Source organism: Pseudomonas sp. BS-2016, from assembly GCF_001806145.1.
GTDB lineage: Bacteria > Pseudomonadota > Gammaproteobacteria > Pseudomonadales > Pseudomonadaceae > Aquipseudomonas > Aquipseudomonas lundensis.
In genome coordinates this window covers 80,229-94,416 of the sequence record NZ_MLCT01000032.1, presented here as the reverse complement: position 1 = coordinate 94,416, position 14,188 = coordinate 80,229, and the positions used below count along the sequence as shown (strand labels likewise).

At 56.5% G+C, this 14,188-nt stretch carries 16 protein-coding genes and 1 tRNA gene; 11 read left to right on the top strand and 6 right to left on the bottom strand.

From position 1 onward, the window contains the following. The first annotated feature begins 1 nt into the window (after window position 1). The 5 genes from pheT (at window position 2) to BKD70_RS16770 (ending at window position 3,606) form a co-directional block, all read left to right on the top strand. Window positions 2-2,380 (top strand): phenylalanine--tRNA ligase subunit beta, encoded by a 2,379-nt coding sequence (gene pheT / locus BKD70_RS16790; RefSeq protein ID WP_047275139.1) that lies wholly within the window; start codon window positions 2-4, stop codon window positions 2,378-2,380. A gap of 3 nt (window positions 2,381-2,383) precedes the next feature. Beyond that, window positions 2,384-2,686: an integration host factor subunit alpha gene (ihfA, locus tag BKD70_RS16785; RefSeq protein WP_002553164.1), complete on the top strand. Its 303-nt coding sequence runs from the start codon at window positions 2,384-2,386 to the stop codon at window positions 2,684-2,686. Beyond that, complete coding sequence (locus BKD70_RS16780; RefSeq protein ID WP_047275136.1) at window positions 2,667-3,023, top strand: MerR family transcriptional regulator; 357 nt, start codon at window positions 2,667-2,669, stop codon at window positions 3,021-3,023. The genes ihfA and BKD70_RS16780 overlap by 20 nt, the downstream gene beginning before the upstream one ends. Window positions 3,024-3,101: 78 nt before the next feature. After that, window positions 3,102-3,178 (top strand) — tRNA-Pro (locus tag BKD70_RS16775). A gap of 161 nt (window positions 3,179-3,339) precedes the next feature. Beyond that, window positions 3,340-3,606, top strand: a complete 267-nt coding sequence (locus tag BKD70_RS16770; RefSeq protein ID WP_080960350.1) for an OmpA family protein — start codon at window positions 3,340-3,342, stop codon at window positions 3,604-3,606. 123 nt (window positions 3,607-3,729) lie between these two features. On the opposite strand, the gene BKD70_RS16765 is transcribed toward BKD70_RS16770, so the two are convergent. The 4 genes from BKD70_RS16765 to BKD70_RS16750 form a co-directional block, all read right to left on the bottom strand. Next, complete coding sequence (locus BKD70_RS16765) at window positions 3,730-4,248, bottom strand: cysteine hydrolase family protein (RefSeq protein WP_047275132.1); 519 nt, start codon at window positions 4,246-4,248, stop codon at window positions 3,730-3,732. A gap of 261 nt (window positions 4,249-4,509) precedes the next feature. Further along, window positions 4,510-5,163, bottom strand: coding sequence for a response regulator (locus tag BKD70_RS16760; RefSeq protein WP_052892172.1), 654 nt, complete (start codon window positions 5,161-5,163; stop codon window positions 4,510-4,512). Between the two features lie 28 nt (window positions 5,164-5,191). Continuing rightward, the gene (locus tag BKD70_RS16755) at window positions 5,192-5,470 is read right to left on the bottom strand and encodes a response regulator transcription factor (protein ID WP_047275128.1); all 279 of its coding nucleotides are present in this window, start codon (window positions 5,468-5,470) and stop codon (window positions 5,192-5,194) included. 418 nt (window positions 5,471-5,888) lie between these two features. Beyond that, window positions 5,889-6,785: a DMT family transporter gene (locus BKD70_RS16750; protein ID WP_047275126.1), complete on the bottom strand. Its 897-nt coding sequence runs from the start codon at window positions 6,783-6,785 to the stop codon at window positions 5,889-5,891. A 142-nt stretch (window positions 6,786-6,927) separates the two neighbouring features. Here BKD70_RS16750 and BKD70_RS16745 point away from each other — a divergent pair, with 142 nt between their 5' ends. Further along, entirely contained in the window at window positions 6,928-8,259 is a 1,332-nt protein-coding gene (locus BKD70_RS16745; protein ID WP_047275124.1) for a PLP-dependent aminotransferase family protein, read from the top strand. A gap of 85 nt (window positions 8,260-8,344) precedes the next feature. Here the strand turns inward: BKD70_RS16745 and BKD70_RS16740 are convergent, their stop codons facing one another. Further along, window positions 8,345-8,836, bottom strand: coding sequence for a hypothetical protein (locus BKD70_RS16740; RefSeq protein ID WP_047275122.1), 492 nt, complete (start codon window positions 8,834-8,836; stop codon window positions 8,345-8,347). Between the two features lie 242 nt (window positions 8,837-9,078). On the opposite strand from BKD70_RS16740, the gene BKD70_RS16735 reads away from it, so the two are divergent. From BKD70_RS16735 to BKD70_RS16715, 5 genes are read left to right on the top strand one after another with little or no spacing between them, the layout of a single operon-like run. Continuing rightward, window positions 9,079-10,659, top strand: coding sequence for an ABC transporter substrate-binding protein (locus tag BKD70_RS16735; protein WP_047275120.1), 1,581 nt, complete (start codon window positions 9,079-9,081; stop codon window positions 10,657-10,659). Continuing rightward, window positions 10,644-11,627, top strand: a complete 984-nt coding sequence (locus tag BKD70_RS16730; protein WP_047275117.1) for an ABC transporter permease — start codon at window positions 10,644-10,646, stop codon at window positions 11,625-11,627. The genes BKD70_RS16735 and BKD70_RS16730 overlap by 16 nt, the downstream gene beginning before the upstream one ends. Beyond that, the gene (locus tag BKD70_RS16725) at window positions 11,624-12,430 is read left to right on the top strand and encodes an ABC transporter permease (RefSeq protein WP_047275115.1); all 807 of its coding nucleotides are present in this window, start codon (window positions 11,624-11,626) and stop codon (window positions 12,428-12,430) included. The genes BKD70_RS16730 and BKD70_RS16725 overlap by 4 nt, the downstream gene beginning before the upstream one ends. Further along, window positions 12,430-13,236 (top strand): ATP-binding cassette domain-containing protein, encoded by an 807-nt coding sequence (locus BKD70_RS16720; RefSeq protein WP_047275114.1) that lies wholly within the window; start codon window positions 12,430-12,432, stop codon window positions 13,234-13,236. Before BKD70_RS16725 ends, BKD70_RS16720 begins: the two co-directional genes overlap by 1 nt. Then, window positions 13,229-13,867: an ATP-binding cassette domain-containing protein gene (locus BKD70_RS16715; protein ID WP_047275112.1), complete on the top strand. Its 639-nt coding sequence runs from the start codon at window positions 13,229-13,231 to the stop codon at window positions 13,865-13,867. Before BKD70_RS16720 ends, BKD70_RS16715 begins: the two co-directional genes overlap by 8 nt. On the opposite strand, the gene BKD70_RS16710 is transcribed toward BKD70_RS16715, so the two are convergent. After that, window positions 13,828-14,166, bottom strand: coding sequence for a DUF6388 family protein (locus tag BKD70_RS16710; RefSeq protein ID WP_047275109.1), 339 nt, complete (start codon window positions 14,164-14,166; stop codon window positions 13,828-13,830). The genes BKD70_RS16715 and BKD70_RS16710 overlap by 40 nt on opposite strands. Window positions 14,167-14,188: the final 22 nt, after the last annotated feature.

Below are 14,188 nucleotides of genomic sequence, written 5' to 3'. Positions count from 1 at the left end.
GATGAAATTCAGTGAACAGTGGCTGCGTGGTTGGGTTAACCCGCAGGTAGAACGCGATGAGCTGGTTGCTCGTCTGTCGATGGCTGGCCTGGAAGTGGACAGTGTTGCACCGGTTGCCGGTGCATTTAGCGGTGTTGTTGTGGGCGAGGTATTGGCCACTGAGCAACACCCGGACGCTGACAAGCTTCGTGTTTGCCAAGTAACCAATGGTATCGAAACTTTTCAAGTTGTCTGCGGGGCACCGAATGTGCGTCCGGGTCTGAAGATTCCGTTTGCGATGATCGGTGCTCAGTTGCCGGGCGACTTCAAGATCAAAAAGGCTAAGCTGCGCGGTGTTGAGTCCAATGGCATGTTGTGCTCTCAAGCCGAACTGCACATTGGCGAGGGTAATGACGGTCTGATGGAGCTTCCTGCGGATGCTCCGGTAGGCGAAGATATTCGCGTTTATCTGAACCTGGAAGACGCGAGTATTGAGGTCGATTTGACCCCGAACCGTGGCGATTGCTTGTCATTGGCCGGTCTGGCTCGTGAAGTGGGGGCTTTGTACGCAGCAGAAGTGACACGCCCGGTGATTGAGCCTGTCCCTGCCGTACATGACGAAGTCCGCTCTGTAGAGGTGTTGGCGCCATCGGCCTGCCCTCGTTATCTGGGACGTATCATTCGCAATGTGGACTTAACCCGCCCTACACCCTTGTGGATGGTGGAGCGCTTGCGCCGCGCCGATGTGCGCAGCATCGACGCTGCGGTCGACATCACCAATTATGTGATGCTGGAGCTGGGGCAGCCTCTTCATGCATTTGATCTCGCCGAAATCAACGGCGGTATTCGTGTACGTATGGCGGAAGAGGGCGAAAAGCTGGTCTTGCTTGATGGCCAGGAAGTGACCTTGCGCAGTGACACATTGGTGATTGCAGATCATCACCGTGCGCTGGCTATTGCGGGTGTGATGGGGGGGGAGCACAGCGGCGTATCGGCGACCACGCGAGATGTATTTCTTGAGAGCGCCTTTTTCGATCAGATTGCCGTAGCAGGCAAGGCACGTTCTTACGGCTTGCACACGGATGCCTCGCACCGCTATGAGCGTGGAGTGGACTGGAACCTGGCCCGCGAAGCCATGGAGCGCGCCACTGGCTTGTTGCTGGAGATTACAGGCGGGGAAGCAGGTCCGATTATTGAAACTGTTGCCCAGCAATTCCTGCCTTCGATTGCGCCCATCACCTTGCGTGCTGCGCGTATCAGTCAGATGCTGGGAATGGAGATGGACGGCAGCGAGGTCGAGCGTTTGCTCTGCGCCTTGGGACTGACAGTCACTGCAATTGGCGAAGGGCAGTGGCGCGTAGAGGTCCCAAGTCATCGTTTCGATATCAGTCTGGAAGTGGATCTGATAGAAGAGCTGGCTCGCTTGTATGGCTATAACCGTCTTCCAGTCCGTTATCCGCAAGCTCGCCTGGCGCCTCAGGCCAAGGCCGAAGCTCGCAGTGATTTGCCAGAACTGCGCCGTTTGCTGGTAGCGCGCGGATATCAAGAAGCTATCACCTACAGTTTCATTGACCCTAAACAGTTTGAGCTTTTCAGTCCTGACCTCGAGCCTTTGCTGTTAGCCAATCCTATATCCAATGATATGGCTGCAATGCGTGCCTCCTTGTGGCCTGGTCTGGTCAAAGCATTGCAGCACAACTTGAACCGTCAACAAGATCGCGTTCGTCTTTTTGAAAGCGGACTGCGCTTTGTCGGGCAGCTTGAAGGTCTCAAGCAAGAGTCCATGCTGGCGGGCGTAGTGTGCGGCACTCGCTTGCCTGAAGGTTGGGCGCAGGGTCGTGAAACAGTCGACTTTTTTGACATAAAAGCTGATGTAGAAGCTGTGCTGGGCTTTGCGGGTGCTTTGGATTCTTTTGAATTTGTCCCTGGCCAGCATCCGGCGCTCCATCCAGGACAGACTGCGCGCATTGAGCGAGATGGTCGTCTGGTAGGTTTTGTAGGCGCGCTTCACCCGGAACTAAACAAAAAACTGGGTCTGGACAGGCCGGTTTTTGTTTTTGAGCTGGTGTTGGCTGAAGTGGCATTGGGCAAAATGCCGAAATTCTCGGAGCTTTCGCGCTTTCCGGAAGTCCGTCGCGATTTGGCTTTGATTGCCGATAAAGACGTCGCTGCCCGTGATGTGTTGAGTGTCATCCGTGAAAATGCGGGCGAATGGTTGACAGACTTGAGGCTTTTCGACGTTTACCAAGGTAAAGGTATTGATCCCAATAGAAAAAGCCTTGCAGTCGGCTTGACCTGGCAGCATCCATCGCGCACTCTTAATGACGATGAGGTGAATACCACGACGCAGAACATCCTCACCTCGCTCGAACAAAGGTTGAACGCCACGTTAAGGAAGTGACGTATGGGGGCTCTGACGAAAGCTGAAATGGCGGAACGTCTTTATGAAGAGCTGGGCCTGAATAAACGTGAAGCCAAAGAATTGGTGGAGCTTTTTTTCGAAGAGATCAGGCACGCTCTTGAAGACAACGAACAAGTCAAGTTGTCCGGTTTTGGCAACTTTGACTTGCGTGACAAGCGACAGCGGCCTGGCCGCAATCCGAAAACGGGAGAGGAAATCCCGATCACGGCACGCCGTGTGGTCACCTTTCGTCCAGGGCAGAAGTTGAAGGCCCGAGTAGAGGCTTATGCTGGAACCAAGTCATAACGACGAGCTCCCGCCCATTCCAGGCAAACGCTACTTCGCCATAGGCGAAGTTAGCGAATTGTGTGCGGTCAAACCGCATGTGCTGCGATATTGGGAGCAAGAGTTTCCTCAACTGAATCCCGTAAAACGGCGCGGAAATCGCCGGTATTATCAACGCCAGGACGTGTTGATGATCCGGCAAATTCGCGCCTTGTTGTATGACCAAGGCTTCACAATTGGAGGCGCACGACTGCGCCTTTCAGGCGATGAGGCTAAAGATGATACAACCCAGTACAAGCAATTGATCCGCCAAACCATTTCAGAGCTTGAAGATGTTTTGCTGATCCTTCGCAAATAACTTGGCTAATACTACTTCCTCTTTTTCAAAACTTGGGGTATATTTGCCGCGTTATTTCAATTAGTTCTAACGCCTAGTCGGGGCGTAGCGCAGTCCGGTAGCGCACTAGCATGGGGTGCTAGGGGTCGAGTGTTCGAATCACTCCGTCCCGACCATATTATTCAATGACTTAGCCCAACTTTCGCGAGTTGGGCTTTTTCATGTCTGGAAAATTACTCTCACACAAATATTTTCCATAAGGCACACCTTACAAAGGCAGGCAATACGTGCTTAAACAGTGATGTGTCTTCTGGTCATGGTTTCCGAGCCATAGGCTTTGCCCACCGATGCATCCGGCGATGCTGAACACAATCTGCGCTGGTCTCACGCTCAAGCCTCAGCCGTGCGTGACTGGATGCAGCGTATGAAAGGTATTGCCGACAATTGCATTGCTGTTCAAGGACTCGCGGCCAGCCGACCCATCGCCGGTAACGATAGTGAGCCGGGTCGAATAGCCAACCGGCGTGTTGATATTCACCTGGTGCCGCAGGTGGGGGCGTGTGGGCAGACCGTAGCAGTTAAGTGGGAAGCGGGTAAAAAGTAGCGGTCTGAAGGACGTGGAGGTGAAGGCCCGTTTAACGTTTAGTGTGGAACGAAAATGGGTATGAACCGGGTGCGTCACAAGTCCCCAGATCAGCCCTATTCAGGGCCGATCTGTCTACAGGTGTTAGAACACCCATTCCTGAGCGGTTACGACACGGCAGAATGGCCCCGCAAGGGTCGCATTGTGATGGGCGATAATCTGCTCTGCTTTAAGGGTGGGCGTGTCACTGCATGTATGACCATCGGCTATCAACACGGCGTCGAATCCAAGGTCTCTTGCAGCACGGCAGGTGCTGTCAACGCAATATTGGGTTTTCATACCCGTGATGACCACGCCTTCAACGCCAAACGCCTGTAGCTGATCAGCCAGCTCTGTTTTGGTAAAGGCGTCAGGGCGTGTTTTCTCGAAGATGACTTCCTCACCCTTTAACACCAACTCCGGCACCAGTTGCGTCAGCGGGCTTGCAGGTTCGATCGGTGAACCAGGTGGACCAATGTGGCGCGCCAGGAAAATAGGTGCGCCCGCAATCCGAGCTTTGCTCATGAGCGCGTTCAACGTTGTAATCAGTGCTTCGCTGGCCAGTGGTTTGTCCGGGCCATGCAGTAATCCAACCTGCATATCGAGAATTAACAGGGCATGCATGGTGCTTTCCTTGCGTTGTGGCCAGAGACACAAGGGCAAAAGAAAAGGCCCTTACCATCACTGGCGGGCCTTTGAAGTTCGTGCGTTATGGACTCACGTCACCTCTCACGACCCGCCTTTGGCGGTCGTGGTTGTCGTAGTCAAGGCAATGCGTAGGTGATCCATGGGCCTGACAGTAGCGGTATGACCAAGGGTTGGCAAGTGGATGCAAGGGCAGATGTCCGCGATCAGCGACGCACTAATAAGCGCTTGCGGGGGTTTTCAAAATTTGAGCCCCATCCCTGCTGCCCACTCCACCAGTGCGCTGTCACGCGCGAGTCCAAGTTTATTCATTGCCATGCGCTTTTGGCGGCTGATGGTCTTTTCGCTACGGCTGAGTCGCGTAGCAATCTGGCGGCCGGAATGCCCCAAGATGAATAGTCTTACAACTTCAATTTCTTTGGGTGAGAGAGTCACTAACGAGCCATTAGGCAAGTGCTTTGTGGAAGAAGACTGCCCATCAAGCGCTTTTACAAAGGTAGGGCTAATGTAACGTTTGCCTTTGCTCACAGCGCGTACGGCATGGACCAACTCGGATAAATCATTGTGTTTGTCAAACAGACCGACGACGCCCAATCCCAACAACGCTTTCAACGCCGCAGGATTGTTCAGCATGGTCATAACGATAATTTTTACCGGTTCGAAATGCCGACGAATGTAGCTGATGAGTGCCAGACCGTCCGGCTGGCTACCCCGTGGCATCGAATAATCAGTAATCAGCACCTGGCACGGGTAGCGTTGAAGTTTCTCGATCAGGTCGTCTGTGCCGAAGGCATGGCCAGTAATGCTGTATGAGGCGTCCAACTGCCCCGATAACGCCATCATCGCCCCTTGCACAACCACGGGATGATCATCCGCCACAATGAGGCTCAGCACTGACGCGCTCCGTATTGCCATGAGGCATTTAAGAAAACGTGATCAGCCCGAGTTGCACCGCTTTGAGGGCGGCAGTGTGACGTGACGACACACCGAATTTTCGTCTCAGGTTGTAAAAATGAAAATTCACACCGGCCTCTGTACAACCGACGATTCGAGCGATGTCCCATGAGGACTTTCCAAGCAAACTCCACTGTAAAACTTCCTTTTCCCTTGGGGTCAATTTGACGTTCTCCGTAGCCTCTTCATCGTATGAATGAAAAGCCTGACTGCGCTGCTCTGGTTGGAGCGGACGTTGACGGATCATGTTGTTTTCTCCCTCATGCCTGGATGCGGAATCGACACCGCCACACTGCCGGACGCTTTTTGGCAGCAATAAACGGGTGTCGATGTGAGGGATTTATAACGCGCTGATTTGAGCGTTGTAACCTGTCAGAAATTACAGTTCGCCAAGGTTACTTGGCTTTGCAGGAGTCTTCCTTCCGACTTCTGGGCAGGAGTTGTAGGAGATATCAATGGGATAGGGCGTTAATTTAAAAATGGTAGTAAGAATAAGTTGCATGGTTCGTGAGCAGCTTTCTTCCAAAAAACTATCCAGGCCTAAAGCGCGCATTCAAAGGTTACGCCTGGGTGCCAGCTTTAGCGGGGGCCGCAAAGACCGGAAGCGTCACGGATTGAGTGACGCTGTTGATCTTGCACGGTCTACCTGCAAGATAAGTGGCGCGCTATTTCGCACACCGTTTTGCCCCGATCACACAGGCGATCACCGCGACCGTTACCCCAAGCATGCCCGGGCTAACGGTCTCTTGCAGCAACGAGGCGGCGAGCGCCAAACCGAAAAAGGGTTGCAATAACTGGAGTTGACCTACCGCCGCAATGCCTCCCTGAGCAAGCCCGCGGTACCAAAATACGAAACCGATCAGCATGCTGAACACCGAGACGTAGGCCAGGCTTAACCATGCCTGCGGGCTGATGCCGGCGAACGAAGGTGGAGCATAGAAACCACTGAGCGTGGCCATCAGCGGTAATGACAACACCAGCGCCCATGAGATGACTTGCCACCCCCCCAAGGTTCGCGAGAGTTTCGCGCCTTCTGCGTAACCCAGGCCGCACACCAACACAGCACACAGCATCAGCGCATCTCCTTGCAACGACGCCCTCAGGCCTTGCGCTATTGCGTAGACCACCACCAATGAACAGCCCAGCACCGAAAACAGCCAGAAGGCCGGTCGGGGCCTTTCTCCGCCGCGCAAGACCCCGAATACAGCAGTGGCCAAAGGCAGCATTCCGAGGAAGACAATCGAGTGTGCCGAGGTCACATGCTGGAGCGCCAATGCCGTTAACAAGGGGAATCCGACGACAACGCCCATAGCGACTATCAGCAGGGGGAGAAGTTGATTTCTTACAGGGCGCCGCTCTCTGAATAGCACGAGTGCGCACACTGCCAACAGACCTGCCAGGGTTGCGCGGGCAACCGTCAGGAATACGGGGTCAAACTCCATTACCGCGACACGGGTTGCGGGCAAAGAGCCACTAAAGATCACAACGCCGATGAATCCATTGATCCATCCGCGTTTGATACGGTCATCGTTCGGTTTGGTAGACCCGCAGGTGCTGTCCATGCTGTGAAATCCTGAGCTGATGAGTGACAGGTGGAGTGCATCGCCAGGACGAAGATGCGTCCAGGAAGTTTCAATTGCGTGCGTTGCATCCTAGGGTTGATGATTCAAAACAATCAAAAAATTGTCATGGATACAAAGTGAAATGACGCGCTCCCGTTACAAATACCTGGTCGACCGCCTGGCCGCAGCCATACGTTCTGGCAGTCTTGGCCCTGGCACCCGTTTACCCACGCACCGTCAACTGGCGGCTGCCAATGGCCTGGCCTTGGCAACGGCCAGTCGCGTGTACGCAGAACTGGCGGCCATGGGGCTGGTCAGCGGAGAGACCGGGCGCGGGACTTTCGTCAGGGAAACCGCTTTGCCGCCCGGGCAGGGCATAGACCAGCCACCCCTTGAGTCGGGGATGCTGGACTTGAATTTCAATTACCCCTCATTACCAGGCCAGACGGACCTTTTGCGACAGGCACTGCGCCAATTGGCGCTCAGCGGAGATCTGCAAACCCTTCTGCGTTATCAGCCCCATGGCGGGCGTCTGCATGAACGGGCAAGTGTCGCCAGGCACTTGGCGACCCGCGGCATCGACGCACCGGCCGAGCAGGTATTGATGGTCAATGGGGCTCAGCACGGCTTGGCCGTAGCGCTGATGGCGCTGTTGAAACCGGGGGACGTCATCGCGGCGGATGCCTTGACGTATTCCGGTTTCAAAGTGTTGGCTCAAAGTCTTCATTTAGAAGTTTTGCCCATTCCTGTCACCGCTCACGGGCCTGATCTGGATGCGTTTGAACGACTGTGCCGCGGCCGTCCTGTGCGTGCTGTTTACTGCATGCCGACCTTGCACAACCCACTGGGCTGGGTCATGGGAACCGAACAACGGGCCCACTTGGTATCCATTGCGCGGCAATACGACCTGACCATCATTGAAGATGCGGCTTACGCGTTTTTGATCGAAAAAGCGCCGTTGCCGATGGTGAGCTTGGCGCCTGAACGCACGGTCTACGTGTCAGGCTTATCCAAAAGCGTGGCGACCGGGCTGCGTGTGGGGTTTGTTGTCGCTCCGATACAGCACATTAGCGCGCTGGAGCGCGCGATCCGGGCGACGGTCTGGAACGTGCCGGGCGTAATGACCGCTATTGCAACCGCCTGGCTGGATGATGGAACCGTCAGTCTGCTGGAGTCGCAAAAAAGGGAGGATGCTCAAGCACGCCAACATCTGGCTGACGAAGTGTTGTCAGGGTTGCCGTACCTTCGCCACCCCTCGTCTTACTTTATCTGGTTACCGTTGTCCGAGGACGTGCGTGCCGACCAGGTAGCCATGATGTTGATGAGCGAACATGTCTCTGTTTCTACCGCAGAGCCATTTGCGATCACGGCCCATATTCCGCATGCAATCAGGCTGGCGCTGGGGTCAGTTGACATGATTGCGTTACGCGAAGCGTTGCTGAAAGTGAGGCGGGTGGTGCAGGCGCTTGGTTGACCATTGGCAGTCATCTCAGCGCCTCACTCCCTGCGCAGGTCAGGCAGGGAGTTTCTCCGACGGCACGCCGATCAATGCACGTGGTTCAAATCCCCGAACGGATCATGGGGCTGATCAAGCGGCTGCCCAGGCTTAGGGCCTCTGTTACCAGTCCGCGCAGGCTGTCGGTGTTTTCCTCATTGATGCTCTGGGTCATTTTTTCACCGAGGGTAGACCCTTCTTCGGCCGCTTGTGGCAAGGCCCGCAGGATCAGCAAACCGTTGTTGGTCAAAATCACCTCAAAAAACGATACCCCTGACATGCCATCGAAGTGGATGTAACCGACATCAGCCAGCCACTTGATGGTGGCGAGGAAAAGGCTTTCTTCTTTTTCAAGTGCTTCACGGGTGCCGGCGCGCAAGGTTTTGTAGTCGATAAAGTCTTCTGCGCTGATGCTGACAGGCAGCGGGAAGCTGCGGTATAGCTTGCCGAAGACCATGCCGGTGTAGCAATCGAACAGTTCGATATTGTTCGAGGGCAAGGCGTTGATGGAATGGACGTTTTTATCTTTCAAGTGACTGGCGAGTACGTTGAACATGCGAACCTCTGTCAGTGAAGTCGTTGAACGCTGCAAATGCATACCCATGGGTATAGCACACACCCGTGTGCGCTGTTTTTTCAACGCCTGAATGAGGGGGCAGGGTCAGTTTCTGCCGGGACGCGCAAGTGTGACTGGATGTTAGGAGGCGCCCAAACAATCTACCGCCTGGCTGGCTATTTGAAGCAGCACTGCTTAACTGTTGCGCGTTAGCCACGTTGATATTTCTTTTTGGAGGATGAATGTCCAGGCCCGCATGGATGCGCTCACTAGGGATCACAGTGGCCTTGCTCGGAATACTGGCTGCGCCAGTTTATTCAGCGCAGGCGCGCACATTGAAGCTGGCCATTGGCGATGAGCCCACCGAAGGTTTTGATCCCATGCTGGGGTGGAGTCATGGCAGTTATTTGCTGCTGCACAGCCCCTTGCTCAAACAGAATAAAGACCTGTCCTGGAGCAGCTTTCTGCTCAGTGATTATCAAACGGGTGAGGACGGGAAAACCTTGACCCTGACGCTCAAGCCGGGCCTGAAATTTTCCGATGGCTCGGCGCTTGAGGCCAAAGACGTTGCCTACACGTACAACAATGCAGCGGCCAGCGGCGGCAAAGTGGACATGGGCAATTTTCTGAAGGCTGAAGCGGTGGATCCCTTGACTGTGCGGATTGCGCTCAAGGCAGCGCAAAGCACCTTCGTCAATGTGCTCGGTTCATTGGGCATCGTGTCCGCTGACCAGTACGACGCCAAAACCTATGCGCAAAAACCGATTGGTGCCGGGCCTTATCGGCTGGTCAGCTATCAGCCGGGTCAGCAATTGATTGTTGAAGCCAACCCCTATTACGCCGGGCACAAGAATGATTTCCCCCGGCTGGTGTTTGTGTTTCTGGATGAAGACAGCGCCTTTGCCGCGGCACAAAGCAAACAGTTGGGGATTGTGCGGATTGCACCGGCATTGGCGGTCACGCCTGCCCAGGGCATGAAGCTCTGGGTTCGGCCCAGTGTCGAGAACCGCGGCATTGTGTTGCCGACCACGGCTTCTGGCAAAAAAGACGCGCAGGGCTACCCGATCGGCAATGACGTGACTGCCGACGTGGCCATTCGCAAAGCCATCAACTACGCGATCAATCGTCAGTTGCTGGCCGATCAGGTGCTGGAAGGGCACGCAATCCCCGCTTTTACAGGCGTTGAAGGCCTGCCGTGGAATAACCCCGACGCCGCCTTCAAAGATGGCGACAGCGCGAAAGCCAAGCAGATCCTCGAAGACGCCGGATGGGTCGAAACCCTCACGGGTGTGCGCGAAAAAAACGGTCTGCCAGCCAAAGTGACCCTCTGGTATGCCAGCGGTGATGCCACGCGGCGTGATCTGGCCCAGGCCGTGCGCGCCATGCTCAAGCTGGTCGGTATTGCTGTGGATTTGCAATCTGGCAGTTGGGAAACCGTTGAACGCAACATGCACGCCAACCCGACGCTGTTTGGCTGGGGCAGCCTCGACCCGATGGAGCTTTACCACCACTACAGCAGCAAGGCCGCAGGCGTGGAGTACTACAACCCCGGCTATTACCGCAATCCGGTGGTCGATCAACACTTGCAGCAAGCACTGGATGCGCCCAACTGGCAGCAGGCGGTGCCGTTCTGGCAACAGGTGGAGTGGGACGGCAAAACCGGCGTCGGGGTCAAAGGGGATGCTGCCTGGGCGTGGTTGCTTAATGTGCAACACACGTATCTGGCCGATGAATGCATCGATTTAGGCAAAGGCGCCCCTGAAATTCACGGCTCCTGGTCATTGCTCAATAGCCTTGATGGCTGGAAATGGACCTGCCAGTGATCCGTGAGGCCGCGTGGTTTGTGGTGCGCTTACTGGGCTTGTTGCTGGTGACGGCTGCTGGCACGTTCACATTGCTCAGTTTTTCTCCGGTCGACCCGATCCGCGCTTACATCGGTAACGATTTGTTGCACGTGCCGCCCGAACAATACCCCTTGATCGCGGCGAGATGGGGGCTAGACCTGCCGTTGTGGGAACGCTTCTGGCATTGGTTTACGCAAATGCTGCACGGCGATTTCGGCTATTCGATGCTGTACAACGCACCGGTCTCACAGGTGATTGGCGAGCGTTTTGCCACCTCGTTTGCGTTGCTGTTTTCGGCGTGGCTGTTCTCAGGAATCGTCGGGTTGGCAATGGGGCTCACGGCCGGCCGTTATTTACATCGTTGGCCTGATCGGCTGCTGTCCACGTTGTCTTACGTCCTGTCGTCTTTGCCCACGTTCTGGATCGGTTTGTTGCTGCTGTCACTGTTTGCCGTGACCCTCAATTGGGCACCGATTTGTTGTGCATGGACGCCCGGCAGCGACGCTGCGACCGCGACCTGGCGTGACAAATTGCATCACCTGATTTTGCCCATGCTGGCGCTGGGATTATTGGGGGTGGGCAACATTGCATTGCACACTCGCTCGCGGGTTGCTGAAGTCATGGGCAGCGAGTTCATTCGTTATGCCCGCGCTCAAGGGGACAACGGCTGGCCGCTGATCAGGTTTCATGTGCTGCGTCACGCGCTGACGCCTGCCGTGTGCCTGCAATTTGCGTCGGTGGGCGAATTGATTGGTGGATCTTTGCTGGCCGAAAAAGTTTTCGCGTATCCGGGTTTGGGGCAGGCCACGATCGACGCAGGTTTACGGGGCGACATCCCGCTGCTGATGGGCATTGTGATGTTTTGCGCCGTACTGGTGTTCACGGGCAACAGCATTGCCAACGCGCTATTACTGCGCCTTAACCGCGGGGCGGCGCGCCATTCATGACGTTTAATCCTCAGCGCGCCCTGTTACGCCTCAGTGCCTCACTGTTACTGCTGATCCTGCTGGTCGCCTACGGTATTTCGGTGTCGGGTGTCGAGGTCTCCATGGACTTGCTGGCGCGGCGTCAGGCGCCCTCGACGCAGTTTTGGTTCGGCACCGACAGCCTCGGCCGCGACCTGTGGTTGCGCTGCTTTCAGGGCATGACCACCAGTTTGCACATCGGCCTCGTTGCTGCCTTCAGCAGTGGCGTGTTGGCCATGCTTGCCGCCAGCCTGTGTGCAGTGAACAAAACCCTGGATTTTCTGATTCGCGGGTTGATCGACAGCCTGTTGTCCTTGCCACATCTGTTGTTGCTGGTGTTGATCTGCTTCACCCTCGGCGGCGGCAAACACGGGGTGATTCTGGCGGTTGCGCTGACCCATTGGCCGCGTCTGGCCTTGATTCTTCGCGGGGAGCTGTTGCGAATCCGCGAAAGTGATTTCGTCATGCTGTCGCACCGGTTGGGCAACAGCAGTTTTTATCGCTGGCGTCACCATTTGCTACCGTTACTGCTGCCGCAATGGATCGTCGGCACCTTGCTGATGTTCCCCCATGCGGTGCTGCACTCGGCGGCCCTGAGTTTTCTGGGTTTCGGGCTGGCGCCCCATGACCCGTCGCTGGGTTTATTGCTGGCTGACGCCCTGCGTTACCTGAGCAGTGGCGCGTGGTGGCTGGCGTTTTTCCCCGGTTTGATTCTGGTGAGTCTGGTGCTGGTGTTCGACCAGTTCGCGCGGGCTTTGCAGCAGTTATGGATAAGGGTCACCTGATGCTGACATTCAACCGCCTGGCCATCGACATTGCCCACTACCGCTGGTTGGGCCACACCACCTGGCAGCCGTTGCTGAGCAACATTACCCTTGACGTGCGCCCCGGTGAGCTGGTCGCGCTGGTGGGTTCAAGTGGTGAAGGCAAAAGCCTGTTGCTGCAAAGTGCACTGGGTTTGCTGCCTGACAACATGCGCTGCCGCGGGGAGATCCGGCTGGACGGGCAATGCCTGAGTGACACCGACAAAATCCATCAGCGGGGCAAAACCCTGTGTTACGTCCCGCAAGGGGTGAGTGCCCTCAATCCCTTGCTTAAAGTGGGCCCGCAGTTACAAAGGGCTGCGCGGTTGAGTGGTGTCGCCCTGGGCCTGGATGACGTAGCCCGACAGTTACAGCAGTACAACCTGCAACCTGAGCTGGTGGACACGTATCCGCGCAGGTTGTCCGGCGGGATGGCCAAACGGGTGCTGGCCAGTGGTGCCGCATTGACCCGCGCCCGCTACCTGCTTGCCGATGAAATCACCGCCTGGCTCGATGACGAACACGCCTGCCAACTGCTGCATCACTTCAAGCGCCTTTGCCAGCAAGGACGTGGGGTTTTATGGGTGACCCATGATCTGGCACTGGCCGCCCGGTTTGCCGACACCATCGCGGTGTTGCACCACGGCCAATTGCACGAAACCGTGAGTGCGCAGGCGCTGCGCGAGCACGGCGGCAGCCCCTGGTTGCAGTCGCTGTGGGCGGCGTTACCCGAGCAGCAATTCATTCACCGGCGAGTGCCGCAACCGGAGTGCCCGCCCCATGCTTGAAGTCCAACAACTGACCATTGAGCAAAACGGCCAGCGGCTGTGGGACTCGGTATCGTTTCACGTCAGCGCCGGGGAGCGTCAGGGCATTTCGGCCCCCAGTGGCTATGGCAAAACCACCCTGGGCCGGGTGCTGGCGCAATGGCAGGGGGCGACGTCGGGTCGGATCACCGTGGACGCAAAACCGCTGGCGAAGCAGGGCTACTGCCCGATCCAGCTGGTGCCCCAGCATCCGGAGCTGACGTTCAACCCCTATCGCAGCACGGGCGATAGCTTGCGCGACGCCTGGTCTCCGACGGCCGCGTGGCTGGACCGGCTGGCGATCAGCCCGGCGTGGCTGAAACGACGTCCTGACGAGTTGTCCGGTGGCGAACTGGCGCGTATAGCGTTGCTCAGGGCGCTGGACCCGCGCACGCGTTTTCTCATTGCCGATGAAGTCACCGCGCAGCTGGATGCGCACATTCAGGCGCAGGTGTGGCACGTGCTGCTTGACGAGGTCCGGCGCCGTGATCTGGGGTTGATTGTGTTCAGCCACAACAAGGCGTTGCTGGAAAAAGTCTGTTCAAGTATCTGGTACCCGCAGGGGCAGGGCCCTCAGTGCGGACTGGCAACGATCCCGTACAGCTCACAATAATCGGCCCACGCCATGCCAGCCATTTGTGCCACTTCGCGGTGTACTTCCAGCCGTTGAGCTTCAAAGGCGGCCTCGCTGTCACTGGTCAATTTCAGGGTCAATTCCCACGCGAACAAGCCCAGTCGCTCCGCTTCGGCTTCGAACGCTTCGTTCAGTCGCTCCTGACGATACACCTCTGGCGGCTGCCCGACGGCGCGGGCTTCAAGGGGGTTCAGGCGATCAAGTTGCTCGCGCAGGTCGGGGCGTTCGGCAAGAAAACGGTCGAGGGCTTGCTGGTGGGTAGGGCCGGGTTCTGTCACGGGTGTCTCCTGTTAACGAAGG